Annotated in this window: 2 protein-coding genes; both read left to right on the top strand. The window is 43.5% G+C overall.

Annotation, left to right across the window (positions count from 1 at the left end):
- Nucleotides 1-243 precede the first annotated feature (243 nt).
- The gene (locus BCT81_RS27090) at nucleotides 244-948 is read left to right on the top strand and encodes a glycerophosphodiester phosphodiesterase family protein (RefSeq protein WP_102426471.1); all 705 of its coding nucleotides are present in this window, start codon (nucleotides 244-246) and stop codon (nucleotides 946-948) included.
- A 9-nt stretch (nucleotides 949-957) separates the two neighbouring features.
- Nucleotides 958-1,710, top strand: a complete 753-nt coding sequence (locus BCT81_RS27085) for a DeoR/GlpR family DNA-binding transcription regulator (protein ID WP_102426470.1) — start codon at nucleotides 958-960, stop codon at nucleotides 1,708-1,710.
- Nucleotides 1,711-1,743: the final 33 nt, after the last annotated feature.

Here is a 1,743-nt window from a genome sequence, read left to right as displayed (position 1 = left end):
CTAAATATAGAGGGTGTTATTAAGTTTTCGTAGAGTATGTGAGTGAATTATTACATTCATATGAACATTAATCTTACCGACTTGAACATTGTGAGTATAAGGTCTCACTATTGTATAAACTCTGTACAACACCTTTAAGCTAGCTCTCATTTAAAATAAGTAGATATAGCGGATAGATAATAAATCTGTAATAAAGTAGAGCTACTGTTTCCTGAATTTTCAAATGAACATCGAGATTGAATTATGATCACAGGCCACCGCGGTGCCGCTTCTTTAGCACCAGAAAATACGTTAGTGAGTATTGAACACGCAGCGAAAGCTGGTGCTAAATGGATTGAAATTGATACCCAGTTGAGCGCTGATGGCATCCCTATGGTTTTTCATGACAAGACAGTCAATCGTTGTACTAACGGAACGGGCAATATCGCCGATTTAGACTTAACCACACTCAAGACCTTAGATGCTGGTAGTTGGTTTGGTAGCGAATTCGCGGGGACAACGATTCCTACTTTGAGTGAAGCGTTCGACAAGTGTCTAGAACTTGATGTAACTCTGAACCTTGAGATCAAAATTTATGACGATAAGGCTATTCAGCCACTCGTTGAAACAGTAATCGCACTGATTGAGCAAAAGCAGTTCCCTATTGAAAAACTGCTCATCTCAAGCTTCAAAAAAGAGGCACTAAGTCTTTGCCAGCAAATGATGCCTGAGGTTAAACGTGGTTTTATCTGCGAAGTGTGGAACGATTTCAGCCTGGAGTCCCTTCAATCACTTGATCTGTACAGCATTCATATTGATCACCGCATCCTTGATGAGAAAACAGCAAAAGCGATTAAAGCTTCAGGCGCAGTTCTGAAAATATGGACCCTGAACGATCCACAATTGGCGGCTAAATATTTCAACCTAGGCGTCGATAACATCATCACTGACGTACCAAACCAATTTTAATGGGCTTCTATGGAACTGAACCATCGCCAGAAAGAAATACTCGCAACGCTTAAAGCTAACCAAGATATTCAGATCGACCACTTAGCCGAGTTGTTTTCTGTTACCACTCAAACCATTCGTCGTGACGTAAACCACCTGTGTGAGCAAGGTCTAGCGCGCAGAGTGCACGGAGGCGTCAGCTTACCTACTACGCTCACGAACACGAGTTATCGATTCCGCGCTGGCGTTGAATCAGAAACAAAAGACAGTATTGCTATAGCAGTTGCCGATGCGATACCAGAAGGTTCAACCGTCATGATGGGCATTGGTACCACCGTCACTCGAATTGCGCAGTATTTGTTAGCAAAGCCAGCGTTACGAGTGATCACTAATAACCTTCAGGTGGCTCGCATCCTTGAGGCAAATGAGCAGATTGAAGTGTATTTGGCGGGTGGTTTGTTCAGACGAGAGCATCAAGACATGGTGGGAAGTAGCGTGGTCCACTTCTTTTCCGACTTTGAAGCAGACATCGGCATCTGTGGTTGTGGTTCAGTAACAGACAGTCACTTCGCCATGGAGCATGAACAAGTTGAAGCTGACCTATCCAAGTCGATCATAAAGAACAGCCGCGAAAACTGGCTTGTCGCGGATGCCAGTAAATGGGGACGCTTTGCCGCTCTAAAGGTAGCGTCACTGAATGATTTTGACCGCATCTACACGAACAACACTCAGCTGCCATCGGAATTAAACATACATTTGGTCGAAGACGAAGCACACCAATAAAGATGAAAAGCATAGTGTCTCGTCCTAAAATAC

Origin of the sequence: Vibrio sp. 10N.261.52.A1, assembly GCF_002876325.1 — a bacterium.
Lineage (GTDB): Bacteria > Pseudomonadota > Gammaproteobacteria > Enterobacterales > Vibrionaceae > Vibrio > Vibrio chagasii.
The sequence above is the reverse complement of the archived record's forward strand: the minus strand, read 5'-3'. Positions and strand labels throughout refer to the sequence as shown.

Coding starts and splice junctions, on each gene's coding strand:
- BCT81_RS27090 (WP_102426471.1), top strand. CDS start 244: ATGATCACAGGCCACCGCGGTGCCGCTTCTTTAGCACCAGAAAATACG.
- BCT81_RS27085 (WP_102426470.1), top strand. CDS start 958: ATGGAACTGAACCATCGCCAGAAAGAAATACTCGCAACGCTTAAAGCT.